15 protein-coding genes are annotated in these 22,821 nt (G+C 60.9%); 13 read left to right on the forward strand and 2 right to left on the reverse strand.

The annotated features are described in order from the left end of the window. Window positions 1-56 precede the first annotated feature (56 nt). The 3 genes from IEN85_RS23335 to IEN85_RS23345 are packed head-to-tail and all read left to right on the forward strand — an operon-like array spanning window position 57 to window position 4,386. Window positions 57-1,550 (forward strand): hypothetical protein, encoded by a 1,494-nt coding sequence (locus tag IEN85_RS23335; RefSeq protein ID WP_191619533.1) that lies wholly within the window; start codon window positions 57-59, stop codon window positions 1,548-1,550. Beyond that, window positions 1,547-3,211 (forward strand): alkaline phosphatase family protein, encoded by a 1,665-nt coding sequence (locus IEN85_RS23340; RefSeq protein WP_191619534.1) that lies wholly within the window; start codon window positions 1,547-1,549, stop codon window positions 3,209-3,211. Before IEN85_RS23335 ends, IEN85_RS23340 begins: the two co-directional genes overlap by 4 nt. Before the next feature lie 50 nt (window positions 3,212-3,261). Then, the gene (locus tag IEN85_RS23345; protein WP_191619535.1) at window positions 3,262-4,386 is read left to right on the forward strand and encodes an acyltransferase family protein; all 1,125 of its coding nucleotides are present in this window, start codon (window positions 3,262-3,264) and stop codon (window positions 4,384-4,386) included. A gap of 298 nt (window positions 4,387-4,684) precedes the next feature. On the opposite strand, the gene IEN85_RS23350 is transcribed toward IEN85_RS23345, so the two are convergent. Next, window positions 4,685-6,730 carry a sodium:solute symporter family protein gene (locus tag IEN85_RS23350; protein WP_191619536.1) on the reverse strand — a complete coding sequence of 682 codons (2,046 nt, stop codon included), beginning with the start codon at window positions 6,728-6,730 and terminating at the stop codon, window positions 4,685-4,687. Window positions 6,731-6,968: 238 nt separating this feature from the next. Between IEN85_RS23350 and IEN85_RS23355 the strand changes: the two genes are divergently transcribed. Together IEN85_RS23355 and IEN85_RS23360 are read left to right on the forward strand one after the other, a co-directional pair. After that, window positions 6,969-8,165, forward strand: a complete 1,197-nt coding sequence (locus tag IEN85_RS23355) for a Gfo/Idh/MocA family protein (protein WP_191619537.1) — start codon at window positions 6,969-6,971, stop codon at window positions 8,163-8,165. Window positions 8,166-8,295: 130 nt separating this feature from the next. Then, on the forward strand, window positions 8,296-9,306 hold the full coding sequence (locus IEN85_RS23360; RefSeq protein WP_191619538.1) for a Gfo/Idh/MocA family oxidoreductase: 1,011 nt from the start codon (window positions 8,296-8,298) through the stop codon (window positions 9,304-9,306). 5 nt (window positions 9,307-9,311) lie between these two features. Here the strand turns inward: IEN85_RS23360 and IEN85_RS23365 are convergent, their stop codons facing one another. Continuing rightward, window positions 9,312-10,085, reverse strand: coding sequence for an SDR family oxidoreductase (locus tag IEN85_RS23365; protein ID WP_191619539.1), 774 nt, complete (start codon window positions 10,083-10,085; stop codon window positions 9,312-9,314). A gap of 44 nt (window positions 10,086-10,129) precedes the next feature. Here IEN85_RS23365 and IEN85_RS23370 point away from each other — a divergent pair, with 44 nt between their 5' ends. From IEN85_RS23370 to IEN85_RS23405, 8 genes are all read left to right on the forward strand, one after another. After that, window positions 10,130-10,984 carry a 5-deoxy-glucuronate isomerase gene (locus IEN85_RS23370; protein WP_191619540.1) on the forward strand — a complete coding sequence of 285 codons (855 nt, stop codon included), beginning with the start codon at window positions 10,130-10,132 and terminating at the stop codon, window positions 10,982-10,984. Continuing rightward, window positions 10,981-12,849, forward strand: coding sequence for a 3D-(3,5/4)-trihydroxycyclohexane-1,2-dione acylhydrolase (decyclizing) (iolD, locus tag IEN85_RS23375; RefSeq protein WP_191619541.1), 1,869 nt, complete (start codon window positions 10,981-10,983; stop codon window positions 12,847-12,849). Before IEN85_RS23370 ends, iolD begins: the two co-directional genes overlap by 4 nt. Then, a complete protein-coding gene (iolE, locus tag IEN85_RS23380) occupies window positions 12,849-13,769 on the forward strand; it encodes a myo-inosose-2 dehydratase (RefSeq protein WP_191619542.1) in 921 nt (306 codons plus the stop codon). The genes iolD and iolE overlap by 1 nt, the downstream gene beginning before the upstream one ends. A 21-nt stretch (window positions 13,770-13,790) precedes the next feature. Continuing rightward, on the forward strand, window positions 13,791-14,873 hold the full coding sequence (locus tag IEN85_RS23385; protein WP_191619543.1) for a transaldolase family protein: 1,083 nt from the start codon (window positions 13,791-13,793) through the stop codon (window positions 14,871-14,873). Window positions 14,874-14,929: 56 nt separating this feature from the next. Further along, complete coding sequence (locus IEN85_RS23390; RefSeq protein WP_191619544.1) at window positions 14,930-16,414, forward strand: CoA-acylating methylmalonate-semialdehyde dehydrogenase; 1,485 nt, start codon at window positions 14,930-14,932, stop codon at window positions 16,412-16,414. A gap of 26 nt (window positions 16,415-16,440) precedes the next feature. Next, a complete protein-coding gene (locus IEN85_RS23395; RefSeq protein ID WP_191619545.1) occupies window positions 16,441-18,450 on the forward strand; it encodes a glycoside hydrolase family 2 protein in 2,010 nt (669 codons plus the stop codon). A 67-nt stretch (window positions 18,451-18,517) separates the two neighbouring features. After that, window positions 18,518-19,726 (forward strand): esterase-like activity of phytase family protein, encoded by a 1,209-nt coding sequence (locus IEN85_RS23400; RefSeq protein ID WP_224772898.1) that lies wholly within the window; start codon window positions 18,518-18,520, stop codon window positions 19,724-19,726. A gap of 136 nt (window positions 19,727-19,862) precedes the next feature. Next, window positions 19,863-22,817: a glycosyl hydrolase 115 family protein gene (locus IEN85_RS23405; RefSeq protein WP_191619547.1), complete on the forward strand. Its 2,955-nt coding sequence runs from the start codon at window positions 19,863-19,865 to the stop codon at window positions 22,815-22,817. Window positions 22,818-22,821: the final 4 nt, after the last annotated feature.

Below are 22,821 nucleotides of genomic sequence, written 5' to 3' on the forward strand. Positions count from 1 at the left end.
AACCGTTAGAATTGATAGCATTTGCCAAGGCAAGCCCTCCTTGAAAACTTTCAAAAATGCGAACACCCCTTGCCCTAAACATCGCCCTTTTCAGCCTGTTGGCCGCGACCTCCACGCTCGTCTCCGCTTCGACCGAGATGAAAGAGACCACCGGCGCCGTGCTCAAACGCCTCGACGCCTACTGGGACGCCCGCGCCGGATTCCTCTGGAGCCCCTCCAGCCCAGTCGACGCCCATACCCACCACAACGTTCGCAGCACCGGCTGGTACGCCGTCGCCTTGCTCGAGCGCGATGGCCCGGGCGATCGCGAACGCGCCGCCCAAGCCCTCCGGTCCATTCTCACCCAGCAAATCGACGCACCCGGCGAGCCCTGGCACGCCACCTTCTACCGCTCCCCGGAGGAGCCGCACATACCCCTCTTTCCCGAACTCTGGCGCGACTACGATATTAACTGGCGCCAGTTCGTCGGCGTAGCCTTCGCCCTCTGTATTATAGAATTCGAAGACAAGCTCCCCGCCGACCTCACCCCCAAGTTGCTGGCCTCCATCGAGCTGGCTCTCGAAGGCGAAATCGCATCCGGCCGCCTCCGCCCAGACTATACCAACATCGCCCTCATGCAGGCCTTCCTCCTCGACTTCGTCGGACACCGCCTCGACCGCCCCGATTGGCGGGAGAAAGCTACGGAGTGGGCCGTCGCGGTCGCCGAGGCCTACGACGAACACAGCGCCTTCGAGGAGTTCAATAGCCCGACCTACTACGGCGTCGACTTCATGGGCCTCACCCTCTGGAGAAAATACGCCCGCGACTCCCAGATCCGCGAAATCGGAGCTCGCCTCGAGGCTGAACTCTGGCGCGATACCGCCGAATTCTATCACGCCGGCATGCGCAACCTCTGCGGCCCCTACGACCGCTCCTACGGGATGGACATGACCCACTACGCCTCCCTGCTCGGCCTCTGGCTTCGCCTCGACCTCCCGGCCGAGATCGCTCCCTTCCCTCCCGTCGACGACCCAAACATGGGCCACGCTCACGATTTCAACTACGCCCCGCTCTTCGCCATCATCGGCACCGAAATCCCTGAAGACGTGGTCGACGCTCTCAGCTCCTTCTCCGGTCCGCGCTTCGTCGAGCGCGAGCTGCCACGCGGCCGCACCGCTACCGCTTGGCTAGACCACGACGTCATGCTCGGCGGCACCGAGACCGGCTTCGGCCGCGGAGCGGGCGGCAAACACAACCAGCTCCATCCCGCCACCATTCATTGGATACAGTCCGACGGATCCATTGGCTGGATACTGCTCACCTCCGCCCCGCGCCTCGACGCCCGCGCCTCGAAACGGCGCCTCGAGATCAAAGCCATCGGCGACCTCACCTTCACCATCCACAGCTCCGACGGAGCAAGCTTCGAAGAAAACGCTTGGCAGCTCCCTGGCCTGCAGCTCGAAGTCGAGCACGACGCCCTTGAGTGGGAGACGAGCCAAAGCGAAGACGGCAAGACCAGCGTCACCTTCTTCGACGCCACCCATATCGTCATCACCGCTGCCCAGCCATGATACGCCTGCGCCCGCTCTGCATCCTTTCCCTTATCGCATCCACCAGCGCCGCCTTGGCCGCCCCTCAGCCAGCACCGAAACTCGCAGTTGCAATCAGCATCGACCAGTTCCGGGCCGATTACCTGGAACGCTTCGAGCCCTACTTCGGCAAAGGCGGCTTCCGCCGTTTGCTCGACCAAGGTTCCGTATTCACGGAAGCCCGACACCGGCATGCCCTCACCGCGACCGCCCCCGGTCACGCCACCCTGCTCAGCGGCTCGCCCCCAAGCATTCACGGCATCGTAGCTAACAGCTGGCTCAATCCCGAAAACTTCGAACGCGTCGGGGCCGTCTCGGACCCAGACGAAGAAATAATCGGAGCGAAGAGCATCTCAAAATTCTTCCCTATTGAGGGAACATCACCCCGCAATTTCCTCGCCACCTCCGTCGGCGACCAGCTTAAGCTTCGCCACGGGGACGCATCCCGCGTGATATCCCTTTCCAACAAAGACCGCGCCGCTATCCTCATGGGCGGACACCACGCCGACGCCGCCTACTGGCTGCCGACGGACCGTTTCGTCACCTCCACCTTTTACGTGGAGCAAGCGCCCGCTTGGCTCGAAACCTTCAATCGCGAGCACTCCGTCGACAGCTTCTTCGGCCAGACCTGGGACCGCCTACTGCCCGTAGAAGTCTATAACCGGGTACAGGGACCAGATGTAGCCCTAGGCGAGGAAAGCCGCCACGGGCTCGGAGCCACCTTCCCTCGCACCCTCGACGGCGGACTCTCCGCCCCGGGCGAAGAATACTACAAAGCCTTCCGCATCGCGCCTCAAGCTACGACCCTACTAGGCAACCTCGCTACCTCCGCCATCCAGGGCGAACAACTCGGCCAACGCTCCGCGACCGACTTGCTTTGTATCAGCTTTTCCCAGACCGATTACGTCGGACACTCCTTCGGCTCCGATAGTCACGAGATCATGGATACAGTCATCCGTCTCGATCGCGTCCTCGCCGAACTCTTCTCCTTCCTCGACGAAACGATCGGACAAGAGGGCTGGATCGTCGTCGTAAGCGCGGACCACGGCGGCTGCCCTCTACCCGAACGGGCCACCGGCAAAGCCAAGCAACTCTACGCCGGACGCCTCGACTGGACTTCCCTGCAATCTACCGCCGAAGAGGCCCTCGCTGCAGCGTTCGGGCCGCCGCCCTCCGGCTCGCAATGGCTCCTGCGCGACGCCTACGGCTTCCGCATCGTCAACGCGCCGGAAACCTCTCTCACCGAAATGCGCCGCACCCTTCGCGATGCCCTCCTCTCCCATCCCCAAATCGCATCGGCTTGGACACGGGAGGAACTGCTGGGCAATAGCCCGGAGTCCAACCATTGGGATTTCGAGGCTTGGCGCCTCTCCTACCACATCGACCGCAGTCCCGACGTTGTCTTCACCCCCCGTCCCTACGTCGTCGACCGCTCGCCCTACGGCAGCAACCACGGTACGCCGTACGACTACGATTGCCACGTTCCCCTGATCTTCTTCGGTCCCGGTATTCCCAGCGGTCACTACAGCGACCCGGTCAATACCGAGCAACTCGCCCCCACCTTGTCCCGCTTGCTGCAAGTCCCCCGACCGCCCCAAGCCGACCAAGCCCTGCTGCCTCACATCTTCCAAGCAGACAACTAAACAAAGCCGCGGGCAGGTTCGTACCCACCAAACAGATACAAGAAGAAAAAATGTCCGCTGCCAATCTCCCTTCCTCCCGTCTCGTCTCGCTCGATGCCCTGCGGGGCTTCGACATGCTCTGGATCGTCGGGGCCGACGCTTTCGCCGCAGCCTTTCGCCAATTCGAACCCGGCCCCGTACAAGCCTTCCTCGTCCGCCAGTTCGACCATCCGGCGTGGGCAGGCTTCACCTTCTACGACCTCATTTTCCCGCTCTTCCTTTTCATGATGGGCACGGCGATCCCCTTTTCGCTGGACAAGATCATCCAAAACGGAGGCCGTGCCGACGCCGTTAAACGTATCCTCCGCCGCAGCCTCCTTCTCTATGTCCTCGGAGTCATCTACTACGGCGGGCTCTCTTCCGGCTGGGATGAAGTCCGCTGGGTCGGCGTCCTGCAGCGCCTCGCGATTTGCTACCTCGCCGCCAGCATGCTCTACCTCTTCGTGCGACCGCGCGGCCAAGTCATCGCCTGCGCGGCCCTGCTGCTCGGCTACTGGGCCTTGCTGACTTTCGTACCTGTTCCCGATATTGCCCCCGGCGACTACAGCCGCGGCCAAAACCTCGCCAACTGGATCGACGCCAACTACCTGCCTGGAAAAGTCTGGTACGGCGACTACGATCCCGAAGGCTTGCTCAGCACTCTGCCCGCTGTCGCCTCCTGCCTCTTCGGCGTCTTCGCCGGACGGTGGCTCCGCCAGGCGCCACCACAATACACTCCAGCAAACCGCGCCCTCGTTCTCGCTTTGGGCGGTGTAGCTCTTATCGCCATCGGCGGACTTTGGGCCTTCCAGTTTCCAATTGTGAAACGAATTTGGACTTCAAGCTACGCCCTCGTTGCAGGAGGTGGCAGCGCCATCCTGCTGGGACTCTTCTACTACCTCATCGACGTACGCGGATGGAAAAAATGGGCTCATCCATTCGTCTGGATCGGGACCAACGCCCTCACCATCTACCTCCTCAGCCGCTTCATCGACTTCGGCGATCTTTCCGCCCGCCTCATAGGCGGTCCCCTTTCCGGGGGCCTCAACGCCATCCTCCCCGGACTCGGAGCTCTCGCAGAATGCATGCTCGGCATCGCGCTTTGCGTTGCGATCTGCCGCTTCCTCTACCGCCACAAGGTATTCATTCGCCTGTAAAAGCGCCAGCCACTCCGTGGCCGTCAAAGCCGCTGCCCTTCGAGCTCAAACCTCTCCCCGATAAGAAACGGTTTCACCGCCTCACACTTGAGGCCCCCATCTCTCCAACAGGTAGGACCGTCGCTTGCGACGAGCCGCAAGTCCCTATCCGGTTTCGATCCGGCATCGAGCAATGGAAGCAAGCGACAACAACCGCCACGCACCCCCATTTATCTTCCTCGATAACGCAAAAGCAGCGCGGGCGCCCAACTTAATGGACGCCCGGCTTTACCCCTAGAACGAAAGCCTATGAGCTTTCCTAAAATCCACCTGCAGCCCAGCGTAGCAGGCTCCAGAACAAAAGGATAACCGCCCCGGAGAACGCGCAACAAGCGAGGAAGCCGATCGTATCCACTCGATTCCAGCGCGTAAACTCCCAAGACGAGCTTGGAAACAACTTCGTGTGATCGAAACGGCTGGGATCCTTCCGAGTCTCCGCCAAGGCAGCTGCTTCGAGCGCGGGAGTTGGGGAAACCGGTGTTTTCATGCGACCATAGAACTGGTCGACTCGACGCTGCTCTGGAGGACGGGTGAAGAGGCTTGCCAAGATCAACACGATAAAGGGCAAGGCAGCGTCCACGAAAAAACGCGAGGCGAAACGCCCTCCCGGGGTCATGCCTGCGACGTCGAAGCCTACCGCATCGAGCATGACAAGCTCAAGGTGCAATCGTCCTTGCCCAATGAATACATATTTCGTATCCGGTTCTTCGCTACGTACCACAGTTTCGAAAAAAACCGCTTCCGTTAGACCATCCTCAATTTCCACTTGGGCAGTCAAAGCAGCGCTCTCCCGAACACCAGGCACTTGCGGAACGAGGTAGGGCCCCAAAACCGTTAGGGAAATGGCCACCAGCAAGCCCCACCAAGTACCGGGCACCGTCAAACGGCGCCAGAAGAACATCAGCATAACCGCCGCTCCCACTGGCACCGAAACGGTCTGTACCAGCAGCATGGCAGAAAAGACATCATTCAACATAGCCGCTGCAATGACACCGGAACCAAGGGCACCGACCATAGCCCAGCGACCAGCCCGCACCGCCTGCAACTCCGTCATATCCGGCCGCATGGGACGCAGAACGTTGCGTACGAAAAGAGCGGATACAGAAACGGTCTGAGCCGCTACCGTAGACATGTTGGCAGCCAGCACTCCGGTGATCATGAGGCCGAGCAAGCCGGGACCCAAAAGCGTTCGCGACAGCGTTCCCCATGCTAAGTCCGGGTCGGACAGGGCGTTCTCACCATGATAAAGAGCAACCGCGATCAATCCCGCGAATGCCCAGAGGATAAACATCAATCGCTTGGCGTAAGTCCCAGTCACCGCCCCAAAGCGAGCAGCAAACTCGTCTTTAGCAGATCCGCCAACCCCCATGTTTCCAATGATTCCGTTGATTTGGATCAATGATACCAAGAAGAGGGCGAACAACGAAAGCGCCGTTATCTTTTGGGCTCCGCCCGCGCTCCCCAGCAATTGAAACATCTCAGGCGGTACGCGCTGGGCCAGCTCTCCCGAGCCTCCCATAGCCATAAATCCTGCCGGTATCAACAAAACCGAAAACGCTAAGATGATAGCGCTCTGCAGCACTTCGTTTATCGCAGTCGCCGCCAAGCCACCTAGGATGACGTAGATTCCAACCACCAAAGTGTATACAATGTAAAACTGGATCGGGTCCAACGCCGTTACGTAGCTGCTCAATTCGCCTCTCGCATCGCTCTCGCGCAATTCCGTCAGGCGTTGCATTGCGACGGGGTCAGCCAAGCTACCCGCCTCCATCGCCTCCTCCAAAGCCCGCCACTCAGCATATCCTTCGACCGAGGCGCGCTCTTCCGCCGTCCAGCTCACCTCCGGCTTGAGTACCAAAGCCGCACAAATCTTATAGGTTACCAAATTACCAAAGCCAACGACGACAAAAACTGCAGACGCAATCTGGAACAAGGCATAGAACATCGCCAAACGGGCGCTGCCCAAACGGTCCTCGAACAGGTCCGCCATGGTCACCAATCGCACGCGACGGAACCATGTATTCATAAACCAGTAATATGGATTCAGAAAAATGAGCTGAAACCCGATCCAAATGCCGGAGACACCTTGCTGGTAGACAAGACTCGCCGCGCTAACTGCTCCGTTGGCATCCGTCGCGTTTCCGAAATTCAAGAAAAATTGGTACGCCTTACCGAGCTTGCGCCCTGCTAGAAAGTATCCCTCCTGATTGTTCTCTTGGCCCTTGGAGGCACGATGCCCAAGCCAGATCACGGCGGCTAGATAGAGCGCAATTACAGTTAGATCTAAGGGGTGAATTCCAGTCATGGTATCGGGGAAACGAATGTTTGGGGTAGGCAGATGAAGGGAGGTCGACAACAAGCTCGCAAAGCGATTTCGCATGTGTCGAGCCCACTCTCACCTCGAAGGCTCTTTGGGTGAAGCTTGCGAGAATCTAACCGTTACTTTTTGGCGAAGTTGAAAGAAATCTCTGAGATCGTTCAGGTCAATTGCATGTCAAACTCCTCACTCTCTTTCCCCGCAATTGATCGCCCTGACTCCCAACATGATTCCTAACATCGCTATCATCGGAGTCGGTGGGTACGGGAAGGTCCACCTTCGCCACTTGCTCGACTTCCACAAACGTGGCGAGGCGAGTCTCACTGCAGCAGTCGCCCTGCCAGTGGATCGCACCGCGTCCCTGACGGACGAACTCAACTCGATCGGCTGCCGCATTCACGCCTCCCTCGAGGAGCTGATCGACGCCTTGCCTGAGCTTGCTGTCGATCTCGCAATTGTGACCACTCCCATTCACCTGCACGCAGACATGTCGATCGCTCTGCTGCAGGCCGGAGTCCATGTCCTCGTAGAAAAACCACTTACCGCTTCGCGAGAAGAGGCCCAACGCATATCCCACGCTATAAAATCCTCCGGCCGCCAACTATCAGTCGGCTTCCAGTACCTCCACGCGCCTGAAGTTCGAGAGCTTCACCAACTCCTCTACAGTGGCTCGATTGGAAGACTCGAAAAGATCTCCATCCACGGAGCCTGGCCCCGCAGCCACAGCTACTATTGCCGTAACAATTGGGCAGGTCGACTTGAGCTGAACGGCTCGCCTGTCCTCGACTCGCCCATAAACAACGCTATGTCCCACTTCGTCATGCTTGCCTTGAGCCTTGGCAGCCCGCCCGGGCAAGCGCCTGCCACGCCAAGCAGCATATCCGCAGAGCTCTATCGCATTCAGCGTATCGATTCATTCGATACGGCCGTAGTTAAAACCAAGATACGCAACGGTCCCGATATCGAAATCTATTGCACCCACAGCTCGGAACGCATCGCTGCGCCTCGCCTCAAGATCATCGGTACGAAAGGACGAGGAGAATGGATACAAGATACCTTCGCAACCCTCGAGGGGGAGGCGGACTTCAACTGGCGCCAAGAGGCCCACCCCGAAGCCCACACGCGTGAATGTATGCTGAGGGACGTAATAAGTAAATTGAAAGACCCCTCGTCATTCGCCTGCCTCCCCGAAATCGCAGTCCACCACGTAGGATTGGTTGGAAACTTGCATCGCCATGTCCCCATCACTCTCGTTCCCGAAGACAGAACCCGACAACGCGAACAAGACGGAGCTATTTTTACCTACCTACCGGGTCTAGACGAGCTCCTCGAAAACGCCTCAAACTCCAGCAAACACTTGCACGAACTGGGCGCCGATTGGGCCGTCGCTCCCATAACGTTCTCACCGACTGATCTGACTTAAGTCACCAGCGAATCCGCCTTTTCAAGGCCTCAATTCTAACGCTTCAACCCGAGCTCACCTTGCGACCTAGCGTCGGGCAGGAGACACAAGAACCCTCTCTTACTTTCACCCCTCACAGTTCACCCCTCTCATGCATTCGCCCATCAATATCGGAGTTGTCGGCCTCGGCCGTCTCGGCGCTCTTTACGCCTATCATTTCGCATCCCGCCTTCCGGGCGCTTGTCTCCACAGCGTGACTGATGTCCGCCGCGAAGCCTGCGAAGCAGTGAGCGCCGCCACAGGAGCACGCGCCTTCGAAGACCATAAGTCCTTGCTCGCCGACCCCGATCTCGACGCCGTCGTCATCATGACTCCGACCAAGCTTCACGCCGAGGTCGCTATCTCCGCTGCCGAAGCGGGCAAGGCCATCTTCTGCGAAAAGCCGCTCGCCCTCGACCTAGGCGAGAGCGAGGCCATCGCCGCCGCCGTTGCCAAACACGACGTATTTTTTCACCTCGGCTTCATGCGCCGCTTCGACAATGCCTACGCAGCCGCATGGAAGCGTATCCATAATGGTGATATCGGACGCCCGCTCGTCTTCAAGTCCAGCTCCCGCGACCAATTCCCTCCTCCCCTCGACTACCTCCGTCCGGAGAGCAGCGGCGGCCTCTTCATCGACATGGGTATCCACGATTTCGATCTCGCCCGCTGGTTCATGGGCGAAGTGGCTGAAGTCCACAGCGCCGGCGCAGCTATCGGCGACCCCCGCATAGCGGAAGTGGGCGACGTCGACAACGCATTTACCACGCTCAATTTCCAATCCGGCGCTCTCGGCTTGGTCAGCCTCTCTCGTAACGGAATTTATGGATACGCCATCGACACAGAGATCGTCGGCGACGAAGGCACCCTGCGCATCGGCAGCGACCGCCACACCGACTTGCTTGTGCTTACCAAAAACAACGTCTCGCACGACACTGTGCCGGGCTTCCTCGAGCGTTTCGAACAGGCCTACCTGACCCAGCTCGAGGACTTCGTGGCGAATTTGGCCAACGGACGTCCGGCCCCCATCACCTGCGCCGACGGCATCGCCGCCCAGCGTATTGCTCTCGCCGCTACACGATCCCTGCACGAGCGCCGCAACGTAAGCCCCGCCGAGATCTAGGAACGTCAAAGCCCCGCTAGCCAGCCACCGTCGACATACAGCACATGACCATTCACGAATTCAGATGCAGGCGAGGCCAAAAAGACCGCCGCCCCCACCAGGTCCTCGGGAGTTCCCCAGCGACCTACGGGCGTACGGCTTTTGACCCAAGCATCGAATTCGGCTTGCTCCGCCAAGTGCCGCGTCAGGTCGCTCAAGATGTAGCCGGGGCCAATTCCATTTGCTCGCACGCCGTGCGGGCCCCACTCCACCGCCATGGACTGGGTCAAGGATTTCAGGCCCCCCTTGGCGGCCGTGTAGTTCGCAGTGTTCGGACGCGTACCCTCGCTCATCAAGGAACAAACGTTGACGATGCGACCCGCTCCGCGCTCCAGCATTCCTCGAGCAACCGCCTGAGCTACCATGAAGGCTCCGGTCAAATTCACGTCGATCACTCGTTGCCAGTCGGCCAAGGACATCGCTTCCAAAGCGGCGTAGCGATGGATGCCCGCGTTGTTGAGCAAGATATCGATCGGTCCAGCTTCTGCCTCGATCCGATCCACGCCGCGCCGGGCGCCGTCTCCGTCGGTTACGTCGAAAACCACACTGCGAGCAGCCAAGCCATCGGCTTCCAAAGCCGCGACCGCTTTGGCCAAGCGAGCGGGATCCACGTCATTCAAGACGACCTCCGCCCCGGCTTCCGCCAGACCGCGAGCCATCGCAAAACCCAATCCCTGAGCGCCGCCTGTCACCAAAGCCCGCTTACCTGCCAACGAAAACCGTTCCGTGTGCTTATCCATACGGCTCGATTTTCCGACCTCAAAAACGAGCAAGCAATCTCTTCATGCCACTAAAAAATCTAAGCGTTAACTGCCTTCTCAAAGCTCCTGCGCGGAAGCGTTTCTCGAACGGCTACACCCCCATCATCGAGGGCAAGCCGAGAGGAGCCACTCCGGCTAAGCTGGACAGCGACTTCGGCATCCTGCGTCTCGGACGCAAGCGCTCGAAGACCGTTACCACCACCGGAGAAACCGCTTGGGTCCTCCTGCATGGCGAACTCACCGCTGTCGTCGACGACGAAACCTTCACCGCCTCCCGCGCCTCCCTTTTCGACGAAGAGCCTGCCACCTTGCACGTGGGAGCTGGGACCACAGTCAAGCTGAGCGCCGGAGAAAACGGAGCCGAACTGGCCGAAGTTCGCTCGCCCTTGAAACGCCAGCTTCCGACTCGCTTCACCATCGGCGGCGACCTCCCTTCCGAACACCGCGGCGCGGGCTTGGTCCAAGGGACCTGCCAACGCTGCGTGCGCACTGTATTCGATTATTCGACACGCCCGGAGTCCGGCCTCGTCATCGGCGAAGTCGTCAACTACCCGGGCCGCTGGTCGAGCTACCCGCCGCACCACCATCCGCAGCCAGAGATCTACCACTACCGCTTCACCAAGCCGCAAGGCTACGGCCACGCCGAGCTGGGCGACGACGTTCTGAAAGTCACCGAGGGCGACACGGTCGTCATCCCCGACGGTCTCGACCACGCCCAAGTTTCCGCTCCTGGCTACGGCATGTACTACCTCTGGATCGTACGCCACCTGCCGCGCCGCCCCTACAAAGGCTTCACCTTCACCAAAGCCCACACCTGGCTCCTCGATCCCAACAACCAAGGATGGGCCCCCAATCTTCCCTCAAACCCCGCACAATGAAAACCCTCCGCACAACGACGGCCGGCGCCATCACGCGCTTCCTTCAGCAACAATTCGTTCGCCGCGACGGCACCACCCATCGCCTCGTTTCCGGCGTCTGGGGCATCTTCGGCCACGGCAACGTGACCGGCCTCGGCCAAGCGCTGGAAGAGCACGGCGACTCCCTCCCCTTTCACCAAGCCAAGAACGAGCAGTCCATGGTGCACGCTGCCATCGCCTACGCCAAGACGCGCCAGCGCCTCTCTACCTTCGCTTGCACCAGCTCCGTTGGCCCGGGCGCGACGAACATGATCACCGGCGCCGCTACCGCCACTATCAATCGCCTCCCCGTCCTCCTGCTTCCAGGCGACACCTTTGCCCACCGCCGCCCTGCGCCCGTGCTGCAGCAGCTCGAGTATCCAGGCAGCCATGACGTTTCGGTCAACGACTGCTTCCGCCCCGTCTCCAAATTCTGGGATCGCATCAACCGCCCCGAGCAACTCCTCACCGCCTTGCCAGAAGCTATGCGCGTGCTAGCCGACCCGGCCGAAACCGGAGCCGTCACCCTTTGCCTTCCTGAAGACGTGCAAGCCGAAGCCTACGACTTCCCCGCCCATTTCTTCGAGCCGCGCATTATCGAAATCCCTCGCACAACGCCTGCCAACGAGATGCTAGCCCAGGCCGCCGAAGTCCTGAGCAGCGCCAAACGCCCGCTCATCGTCGCCGGAGGCGGTATTCATTATTCGGATGCGACGGCAGCCCTAGCCGCCTTCGCCAAAGCCACCGGCATCCCCGTCGCCGTCACCCAAGCGGGCAAAGGCTCCCTCCTCGAGGACAACCCACTCGCCCTCGGGGCCATCGGCGTTACCGGCACCCTCGCCGCCAATCGCCTCGCCGAGGAGGCGGACGTCGTGCTCACCCTCGGCACTCGCCTCTCCGATTTCACCACCGCCTCGAAGACCCTTTTCCAAAACCCTAAGGTACGCTTCATCTCCATCAACGTGCACGCGGCCGACGCCGCCAAACACGGAGCCATCCCGCTCGTCGGAGACTTACGGGCCACCTTGCCCAAACTCCGCCGGGCCGCTTCAGGCTATTCCGCGCCCAAAGCCTACGTGCAGAAGATCAACCGTGCCCGCTCCGACTGGGACAAGCGTTGGAACGCCATGACCTCCCCGGCTCCCAGCGAGGACGGCCTCCTCTACCAGAGCGAAGTCATCCGTATCGTAAACGAGAATACGGACGCGAACGCTACCGTCGTGCACGCCGCCGGCGGCATCCCGGGCGACATCCATAAACTCTGGTGCGGCAAGTCGCCCAAGGACTACCATTCCGAATACGGCTACTCCTGCATGGGCTACGAAATTGCCGGAGCCCTTGGCGTAAAAATGGCCGCACCCGAGCGCGAGGTCTACGCCCTCGTCGGCGACGGCAGCTACCTCATGCTCAATCAGGAGCTCGTCACCGCCTGCCAAGAAGGACTTAAAATCACCATCGTCCTCACCGACAACCATGGCTTCGGCTGTATCCATAATCTGCAACGCTCCCAGGGCGGACGCAGTTTCGGCAACGAATTCCGCTTGCGCGATCCCGACAACGCCCGCCTCACGGGCACCCCCGTTCCCGTCGACTTCGCCGCCAACGCCCGATCCCTCGGCGCCACCACCTTCACCGCCACCAACGCTGGCGAACTCGGCGACGCCCTTGTCGCCGCCCGCGCCGAGCGCGGCCCCGTGCTCATCTACGTGCCTGTCACGCCAGAGTCCGTCATGGAGGGCTTCGCATGGTGGGAGGTCCCGCCTGCCGCCGTCTCCGAAATCCCTTCCGTACAAACCGCCCGTAAGAACTACGACGAAAAGACTCAAACACAACGCTTTCACCACTAATGAACGCCGAGCAAAAACCGCGTCTCGACCCCGACAAAGTCTTTGTTGGAGCTAACCCAATCATCTGGAGCAACGACGACTTCAACGAGCTCAACGGAGACTTGCCACTCGATGAGCTTCTGGCCGACATGCATAGGGCGGGCTACGCAGGCTCCGAGCTCGGCCACGCGTATCCAAGATCTTCTGACGCGCTCCGCAATGCCTTAGACAGTCACCAACTCCGACTCGTCAGCGGCTGGCACAGCACTTTTTTCGCGACCCAAAACAGAACCTCGGAACTCGACTCCCTCAAAAAACACTGCGCCTTGCTTGCCTCGCTCGGAGCCCACGTCGCCATCGTGGCGGAGTGCAGCCATTGTATCCACGGCGACCGCAACGCCGCCCTTGGATACGGTGACCGCGATCGAAAAACCCTGAGCGCCGCCGAGTGGACTCACCTTATCGACGGCATGAACGCCGCCATCGGAGTCGCCGCCCGCCACGGCCTTAGCCTCGTCTACCACCACCACATGGGCACCGTCATTCAGACCGGCGACGAACTCGATCGCCTGCTCGCCGGTTTGCCTGAGCTCGACCTCGTGCTCGACCCCGGACACCTCGCCTTCGCAGGCTTGGATCCTGTCGCGGTTCTTGAACGCCATTCAAAACGCGTTCGCCACGTCCACCTCAAGAGCGTGCGCGCCGAGATCGCGGAAAAGGCGCGTGCCGAAAGCTGGTCCTTCCACCGGGCAGTCTGCTCCGGCGTCTTCACCATTCCCGGCGACGGCATGGTCGACTTTCCTGCCATCTTCGCCCGCCTCGCCGCGCTCGACTATGCAGGCTGGCTGGTCGTCGAAGCCGAAGAGGACCCCACTCTTGTTCCGCCCCTTCCCAAAGCCATCCGCGCCCGAGAATACGTGCGTGAGCAAACAGGACTCTAAAACACTCCACCCAAAAGTACTATGACCACCGAAACCATCACCACCCCTTCTCGCATGCGTGCCATGACCGCCCTCGGCGCCGATTGGTGGAACGACTCCGGCATACCCGCCGAAGTAGGCGAAGCCGTTGCCCTGGGAGCGGTCGGCGGCACCTCAAATCCCGTCATCGTAGCCCAAGCCGTCGAGAGCAATCCCGAGCTCTGCCAACCGCTGCTCGAGCAACTTATAAAAGACAACCCGACCGCTATCGAAGACGAGATCGCCTGGAAGCTCATCCACCGCCTCGGCACCGATGCTGCCGCCGAGCTACGCCCCGTTTTCGACACCACGGGTGGTGCCAAGGGATTCCTCTCCATGCAGGTCAACCCGAAGTTCTATCCGAGCCCTGAGAAAATGGTCGAGCAAGCCGTCGAGCTCACCTCCCTGGCTCCCAACATAGCTATCAAAGCCCCCGCCAACGCCGCAGGCTTGATCGCCATCGAAGAGATGACCGCCCGCGGTATCCGCGTTAATGTTACAGTCAGTTTCACCGTCGCCCAAGTCATCGCTGCCGGCGAGGCCATCGCCCGCGGCCAAAAGCGCGCCAAGGAGAACGGTTGCCTCGACGACCGCGGTTCCCCCTACATCACTCACATGGTCGGCCGCGTCGACGATCAGCTCGGACGCGCCGCTATCGCTCAAGGCGTCGATCCCAAGATGCCCGCCATCGCCTGGTCCGGCATCGCCGTTTTCAAGCGGGCCCGAGCGGAACTGAAAGAGCGAGGCCTGCCCGGCACCCTCCTCGCCGCCGCCTACCGCCACGAGGGCCACTGGGCCGAAATCATCGGCACCGACGTCCTGCAGACCGTCCCTTATACCTGGTGGAAGAAGTTCGACAAATCGGAACGCGAGCCCGCCCTCACCATCGACACCCCCGTCGACCCGGCCTTCATCGCCGAGCTCTCCGCCACCTTCCCCGACTTCGTCCGCGCTTACGAGCCCGACGGTATGAAACCCTCGGAATTCGGCCGATACGGCGCCACCCAGCACACCCTCCAGCAGTTCCTCGGCGGCTACAGCGACCTGCTCAACCTCGTCCGCGCCACCATGCTCAAGCACGCCTAACCAGACGTATTCAAATTTTCACTTTTCTTCACCCTTCACTTTTCACTCTTCATAAAATGCTTCCTATCTGCAGATCATTCATTGCCGGCGAATGGGCCGCCCCTACAGGCGCTTCTTCCGGAACGGTATTCAATCCTTCACTTGGCGAGCCCATCGCCACTGTTCCTTTCGCCGGACCCGACGAGGTCGATCGCGCCGTGAAAGCCGCCCACGAGGCTTTCCCTGCATGGGCTGCCACGCCGCCCAGCGAGCGGGCTCGCATCATGTTTCGCTACCGCGACCTGATCGAGCGCCACTACGACGAGATAGCCGCCCTCATCTCTCGCGAGCACGGCAAGACCCTCGCCGAATCGCGCGGCGACCTCTTCCGCGGATTGGAAGTCGTCGAACTGGCTTGCGGAGCGCCATCGCTCTTGATGGGCGAACTTCTGCCCAATATTGCCCGCGGCATCGACGGTGAACTCACTCGCCATCCGCTGGGCGTCTGCGTCGGCATCACGCCGTTCAACTTCCCCGCCATGATCCCGCTTTGGATGTTCCCGCTCGCCCTCATGGCCGGAAACACCTTTGTATTCAAACCGAGCGAACGCGTACCGCTCACCGCCAACCGCCTCACCGAGCTCCTGCTCGAAGCCGGTCTGCCCAAGGGCGTCTTCCAGCTGGTACAAGGTGACCGCGCCGCCGTCGAGTCCCTGCTCGTGCACCCTCTCGTCCGCGCCGTATCCTTCGTCGGCTCCACTCCGGTCGCTCGCCAGATTCACGCCACCGCCACCGCACACGGCAAGCGCGTGCAGGCCAACGGCGGGGCCAAGAACTACGTGGTCGTCATGCCTGACGCGGACGTAGATAAAACCGTCGAAGCCGTCATGAACGCCGCCTTCGGCTGCGCTGGCGAACGCTGTATGGCTGGATCCGGCATGATCACCGTCGGCGATGGCGGAGCCAAGGTCCTGCCCGCGCTCAAGGAAGCCGCAAGTTCCATGAGTATCGGACGCACGGATACGCATAGGCAACCTGACATGGGAGCTGTCATTACCGCCGCCCACCGCGACCGCGTACGCGGACTCGTCGACGCGGGCGAACGCGACGGAGCGAGCTTGCTGGTCGACGGCCGCAACACGAAAGTCGCCGACGCTCCCAACGGTTTCTACCTAGGCGCCACCATCGTCGAGAACGTCAAAATAGAAATGGCCCTCGTGCAGGAAGAAGTTTTCGGCCCGGTCCTCAACGTCATGCATATGGACGATCTGGATACAGCCATCGAACAGGCCAACGCTTCCAGCTTCGGCAACGGTGCGGCCATCTTCACCCGCAGCGGCGGAGCGGCCCGCAAGTTCAAGCACGAGGTTCAATCGGGCATGATCGGCATCAACGTCGGCGTCCCCGCCCCCATGGCCATGTTCCCCTTCAGCGGCTGGAACGACTCCTTCTTCGGCGACCAGCACATGCAAGGCCGCCAAGGGATCTACTTCTTTACCCAGCCCAAGGTCGCCACCTCACGCTGGTTCGCTGAAGGCGAAGGCGACATCTGGAAGAAATAGAAGAAAACCCAAACCACCCCATTTTGATGCTGAAAAAGATCGTTCTCCAAACCCTACTACTCGCAGCCGTCGCTCTCTCGTATCCAAGCAGTGAGCTGACTGCCCGTGAAATCATCTCCCTCGACGGCGAATGGCATTTCGCCACGGATCCAGATTCCGTCGGCGAATCGCAAAAGTGGGAATCGACAGGCTTGCCGGAGGCAGTCCGCAGCACGGTGACAGTGCCTCACACCTGGAACGTTCAGAAGGGTTTGGAGAAGTACGCTGGCACCGCTTGGTACCAAAGGGATTTCGATCTACCCGAAGGCGACCTTGGTAAGACAATTCGGATACGCTTCGACGCCGTCTACCACGACGCCTTCGTTTATGTTAACGGCAAGAAAGCGGGCGAACACATCGGCTCTGGATACAATCGTTTTCACATCGATATCAGCCCCTTCCTCGTGGCCGGAAAAAACACGGTCACCGTACGCATCAGCAACGCCTTCACCAAAAACAACATCCCCTTCGAGAAAAGTTTCGACTGGGCAAACGACGGCGGCATCTACCGCAGCGTCGCTCTGGTCAAAACGGATCCGCAAGCGATCAAGCATATCCACGTATTGGGTACGCCAAAGGGAGAAGGAGGAACTGCGGACATCCGTGTCAGCTTCATCGATACCGCCAAAATCGATACCGCCAAGACACGCTTGACCGCCACCATCACCGAAGAAAACCAACAGACCAGCGAACGCATTTTCGAATCGGAGCTCGCGGGAGGCTTCGAAGATGGCCGCTTCCTCGCGTCATTGGATTTTGAGGACATAAATCCTTGGCACTTCGACTCGCCCAACCTGTACGAGATCACCGTGCAGCTCATGGTCGACGGTATCCAAAAAGACGAACTCACCACCACCTTCGGCTTCCGGAGTATCAAGATCGAGAACAACCGCTACGTCCTCAACGGCGAGCCCATCCGCCTCATGGGCGTGGAATGGATGCCGGGCTCGAACCTGGAACGAGGCATGGCCGAGACTCACGCCGATCTCGAGAAGAACCTCAAGCTGATGAAAAACGCGAATTGCATCTACACTCGCTTTCATTGGCAGCAAGACGAGTACATCCTCGACTGGTGCGACCGAAACGGAATCCTCGTGCAAGAGGAAATTCCGCTCTGGGGCGGCGCTACGATGATGGACGAAAACCTCTACCAAATCGCCCGCCTGCACCTGCAGGAGATGACCGATAACCACTTCAATCACCCCTCCGTCATCACCTGGGGATTGGGCAACGAGCTCGTCAGCAACGACCCGACCAATATCGACTACCTCATGAAGCTGTACCATCAGGCAAAGGAGCTGGACCCTTCTCGCCTCGCTACCTTCGTGACCAACAAGATCAATCGCAGCAAGCCGAGCGACGAGGGCTACATCCCTGACGTATCCGCCAGCATGGATCTGATCATGTTCAACGAATACTACAGCACCTGGTTCTACCAAAGCCTCGACGTCGTTTCCGACGAGCTCGATCGCCTGCACCACCAATACGACGGAGCGCCGATCACCATCGCAGAGTGGGGACTTTGCGAGCCGGTCCACAAAGGCGGCGATCCCCGACGCTGCGAGGAAATGGTCACGCAATTGGAAATCTACGGCTCCAAGGACTTCGTCGCCGGCGCCATCTACTTTTGCCTAAACGACTACCGCACCCATATGGGCGAAGACTTCACCTACGACTACCCGCAGCGAGTGCACGGGGTCTGCGATATTCACCTCAACCCGAAACCCTCCTACGAGGTCCTGAGAGCGGGGAGCTCGCCGATCGAAATCAAGGCGGTCGACTACCAAGATGGCGAAGCCACCATCACCCTCTACGGCAAGACCGGCATCCCCAGCTACACGGTGCGCGACTACACCTTGACCAGCGGCGACGAAACCATCCACATCGAGCAGCTAAAGCCTGGCGAAGCCCAAACCATCCGCCTAAAAACCGATGCCAATGAATTCGTCATCCAACGCCCGACCGGCTTCGAGGTCGTTCGCCAAATCTTCAAGTAAACGGCCGCGTCCCATCCGACCAGCGCGACGCCTACTCGCTGCCATCGCCGCGCTGGCCGCTTCGCATTTGCCAATTTGCCTCCCGGCCAGCGCTCAGGAGCTCGCGGGCTTCGCCAGGCTGCCGGCCGATACCTTCGCGGAGGGGCCAACATCCGGCCAATTCATCGATGGCGGCGCCAACGGTCGCACGGCTCCATTCGAGGACAAGCAACCCGTTCAGGGCTTCTCCGCTATGGTCGCCAACGGCGACGGCACTTATTGGTTGCTCTCGGACAACGGCTTCGGCTCCAAGGCCAACAGCCAAGACTACTTGCTCCGGATCTATAAAATCCTCCCCTCCTTCCGAACCGAAACAGGCGGCGACGCTTCCGTCGAAGTCCTCGAGTTCCTCACCCTCAGCGATCCCCAACGCCTCATCCCCTTCGAAATCATGGCGGACCGGGCAAGCTACCCGAAGGGCGACGGCAGCGACTCCGGCATCCCCGTCGACCCCGCCATCAAAAGCCGCCGTCTGCTCACTGGGGGCGACCTCGACATCGAAAGCGTCCGTATCGACGCGGACGGGACTTTCTGGTTCGGCGACGAATTCGGCCCCTTTCTCATCCACTGCAATGTGCAGGGCGAGCTGCTCCAAGCCCCCATCCCTCTAACCGGTATCGCGACTCCTGACGATCCCCTAGGCCGCTCCGCCAACCATCCACGCAGTGGCGGCTTCGAAGGCATGAGTATAAACCAAGCGGGTACCCTCCTCTACCCCATGCTGGAAAAGCCCCTCGCGCAGGACCAGGCCGCAGGGCTCCGCAGGTTACCGATAACTCCCTTCGATGTTCGAAAAAACCAATACGTCGGCGAGACCTTCTACTACCCGCTCGAACCAGAGGGCACCGCCATCGGCGACTTCAGCCCGATCAGCGACACCCTCCACATGGTCATCGAGCGCGACGGAGGTTCAGGCCCCACGGCTGTATTCAAAAAAATATTTCTCGTGGACCTCACCCTGCGTGACGAGCAAAACACCCTCCTCAAAAAGGAACTGGTTGACCTACTGAACCTACCCGACCCCTACGACCTCGACCAAGATGGATCGCACGTATTCACATTTCCATTCGTCACGATCGAAGGCCTTGCCTTGATAGACCCTCAGACCATCGCGGTGGCCAACGACAACAACTACCCTTTCAGCGCCGGACGAGCCGCCAAGCCCATCATCGACAACAACGAAATCATCCTCATCCGCTTCGACTCTCCGCTCGTCAGCATGAAAGTGAAAAATTAGAGGTCCGCTCTCCATCGCTATTCTGACTATCAACCTGTAAACAAGGACTACACTCTTGTGGCCAACTTTACCCCATCCCAAGCTCTTGCCTACTATTTATCGTAGCGTCCACCCCGCCAAAGAACCCGCTCACGCAATGACTGCACACACAGCTTTCCGTCGTCTCATTTCAACTACGCTGGCTTTCCTAAGCCTAGCCACCGCCAGTAGCCTCCCGGCACAAGAACAGCAAGGCTCCCGCTACCTCGCCGCCCCCTTCCTGCCCATCCTCGACTCCGGCGACGCCTCCGCCTTTCCCGTTGCTGACAACCGCCAAGCCGCCCCTATCCACTTCGACGCCGCCGACGCCACCGTGGTTCGCATCGCCGCCGAAGCCCTCGCCGCGGACATCCAACGCGTAACGGGCACCGCCGCTCAAGCTTCCTCCACCGCTCCCGCCGCAGACTCCCAGCCCATCCTGATCGGCACCCTCGGCCAAAGCCCGCTCATCGACTCCCTCGTCAAGTCCGGCCAGCTCGACGTCAGCGCTGTCGCGGGCGAGTGGGAAGCCTACACCGCCTCCGTAGTCAAAAACCCACTACCCGGCATCGCCAAAGCCCTCGTCATCGCGGGTAGCGACCGACGCGGCACCGCCTTCGGCGTCTTCGCCCTCTCCGAAGCCATGGGCGTCTCGCCTTGGTACTGGTGGGGAGACATACCGACCAAGCAACGCGAGCAAGTCTTCGTCGCGTCCGGCACCCACGTCCAGCCGAGCCCGGGCGTCAAGTACCGCGGCATCTTCCTCAACGACGAGGACTGGGGCCTCCAACCTTGGGCCGCCAAGACCTTCGAACCGGAAACCGGCAACATCGGCCCTCGCACCTACGCCAAGATCTTCGAGCTGCTGCTCCGCCTCCAGTCCAATATCATCTGGCCCGCCATGCACGAATTCCCCGTGCACACCACTCCCTTCTACCTCGACCCCCGCAATCCCGCAGTGGCCGACGACTACGCCATCGTCATCAGCACCTCCCACCACGAGCCCATGCTGCGCAACAGCCACGAGTACGACGAAGGCGAGCTGGGTCCCTACAACTATTGGACACATCGCGACACCATCTATAAGTTCTGGGAAGAGCGCGTTAAAGAAACCGCGGGCTACGAAAACATGTACACCATCGGCCTGCGCGGCCGCACCGACCAAGGCATGCTCGCCCCCGAAGGCACCACCATAGCCCAAAAGGCCGCCATGATCCAAAACCAGATCATCCCCGACCAACGCCAGATGCTCGCCGACCACGTCAATCCCGACCCGTCCCGAGTCCCCCAAATCTTCATCCCCTACAAGGAAACGCTCGTGCAATACCAAGCCGGGCTCGAGCTCCCCGACGACGTCACCATCCTCTGGCCGGACGACAACCACGGCTACATCCGCCAGCTTCCCACCGCCGCCGAACGCCAGCGCTCGGGCGGCTCCGGCGTCTACTACCACCTCTCCTACTGGGGCGTCCCCCGCAGCTACCTCTGGCTCTGCACCACCCCACCAGGCATGACCCGCGTCGAAATGATGAAGGCCTGGGACTTCGAGGCCCACCGCATGTGGCTGGTCAACGTGGGCGACCTCAAGCCCCACGAAATCGGCACCGAGTTCTTCCTCCGCCTCGCCCGCGATCCCGAATCCTTCCGCGACTTCGACCAACACGCCTACCTCGCCGAGTGGGCCGCCCGCGACTTCAGTCCGGAAAATGCCAAGGCCATCGCCGACATTCTCGAGGAGTACTATCGCCTCAACATCGTCACCCGCCCCGAACAGCTCAACCTCAAACAAACCCGCTTCGACTCCACCGGCGCCCTCGGCCACGGCGACCAAGCCAGCGCCCGTCTCCAAGCCCTCGCCGCCCTCACCGCCCAGGCCAACGCCCTCTACGAAACGCTCCCGGCCAACCAGCAAGCCGCCTTCTACCAGCTCATCCTCTTCCCCATCCGCGCCGCCGACCTAACCAACCAGAAGGTCCTGCTCGCCGAACGCAGCCGCCTCTGGGCCGAGCAAGGCCGCGCCGCCGCCAACCAAGTCGCCGCCCAAGCCCAAGAAGCCGACGACGCCCTCCGCGCCGAGATCGCCTTCTGCAACACCAAGAACGCCGACGGCAAATGGAACTACATGTTCAACCCCATGGATACCAGCGAACTCCCCCGCTGGGCCCATGAAACCCAATCCATCTTCCTCCCCGCCAACACCGCCAGCTACGAGGCCCCCGCTGCCGCCGGACTCGGCGTCGCCATCGAAGGCGCCGCCAACACCCTCGCCCCAGACACCACCGGCCAATTGCCCCCATTCCGCCGCGCCACCGACCGCAGCCGATTCATCGACATCTTCAACACCGGCACTGACCCTTTCACCTGGACCGCCACCCCAAGCGCCCCGTGGGTAACGCTCAGCCAAAGCTCCGGCACCGCCGACACCCGCCTCAGCGTCAGCATCGATTGGGCTTCCGCACCGAAAAACCCGATACAGACCGCCACCATCGCCATCGAAGCCGCCGGAGCCACCCGCACCGTCGCGCTCACCGTCCACCCGCAGCCAGAGCTCGATCTCGCCACCCTGCCCGCCCATCTCCTCGACTACGGCCAACTCAAAATCAAGGCCACCTCCTACGCCGAGCGCCGCGACAGCGCCGACTCCACCGGCTGGCGCCGCGTCTCCCAATCCAACGCCAGCGGCGACGGCATGGAGCTCCAGCCCGTCACCGCCGCCAGCCTCGACCCCGCCGCCCTGCCGGCCGACGCCCCCGCACTCACCTACACCTTCCACGCCTTCGAGCCCGGCCCCGTTTCGATCGAAGTCCGCTGCCTTCCCACGCACCGCATCACCTCCGACCACCCCGGCCTACGCTACGCCATCTCCGTCAACGGCGAGGAACCGCAAATCCTCGACCTGCACGCCAACGAGTACACCCCCGCCTGGAACGCCAACACCCTACGCGCCTACTCAGCCGGCCTCTCCCAGCACGATCTCGAAAACGCAGGCCTCCAAACCATCACCATCCAAATGGTAGACCCCGGCCTCATCCTCGACCAAATCGTCGTGAAACCCACCAGCGGAACCAATTAGCGTA

The sequence above is a fragment of the Pelagicoccus enzymogenes genome (assembly GCF_014803405.1).
In the GTDB taxonomy this organism is placed as follows: domain Bacteria; phylum Verrucomicrobiota; class Verrucomicrobiia; order Opitutales; family Opitutaceae; genus Pelagicoccus; species Pelagicoccus enzymogenes.